Below are 855 nucleotides of genomic sequence, written 5' to 3' on the forward strand. Positions count from 1 at the left end.
CTTCTGGAGAAATTTGAGGCTATGGTAGAAGAGTTTAAGAATTGGTTGACTGAATCTGGTAAAGCATCTGAGTGGTCTGTTTATTTGGATTCTATGGATAGATTATCACTTCATTATTCTGAGCAAATAGGCAGTGAATTCGATATTTTTGAACTTGAAGATGGCCGAGAGCTCAGTAAGTTACTTAGGTTATATGCGAAGAAAGGCAAATTTTCAAACGTAGGTGATGAAGGTGGCGGTAGTGTTCGGTCAGCATTAGCACACTATGTGAAATTTCGTTCACAGAGAAACTTAGCAAAACAGAATGAAATTCTAATGCTGGCAGTTGAAGACTTTTGCTTGGATATATCACGTGACGAAGTACTTAAATATCGAAATGAAGTACAAGAATACTGTGCGCAACTTCCATCTGCTATACCTAAAAACCATGGCATAGAGCTAAGTTCGCCATCAATGCGCTTTACTTATGAAAGAGACCTCCAACAATTACTATGTATGCAAGTAACGGAATTGTTTCCTGAATACGAAATATTCGGTGGTGCAAAGGTTGGCATTGAGTACCAAATAGGTACTAGAAAAATAGATGTGTTGTTAGAGAACAAGACAGATAAGTCATTATTAGTGGTGGAGTTAAAGTCTGGATTGGCTGATTTTAAGGTATTTGGTCAAATTGCAATGTATATGGGGCTTGTCAGTCGGGAGTTTTGTGATCGAAATGTTGAAGGGGCTATTGTAGCCGGAGAGATTGATGATAGTTTAATTCAAGCTACGGAAACCAATGGCTTAGTTAAATTATTGACATATCAAGTTGGTATTACATTAAAAGAAGCATAACAAGTGCTTCAAGACGGATTC

At 37.5% G+C, this 855-nt stretch carries 1 protein-coding gene; it reads left to right on the forward strand.

The features are described from left to right. Nucleotides 1–834, forward strand: an 834-nt coding sequence (locus MD535_RS25690) for an endonuclease NucS domain-containing protein (RefSeq protein ID WP_265678120.1), incomplete at its 5' end; no start/stop codon positions are given. Nucleotides 835–855: the final 21 nt, after the last annotated feature.

It is taken from the genome of Vibrio qingdaonensis (genome assembly GCF_026191675.1).
Classification (GTDB): Bacteria; Pseudomonadota; Gammaproteobacteria; order Enterobacterales; family Vibrionaceae; genus Vibrio; species Vibrio qingdaonensis.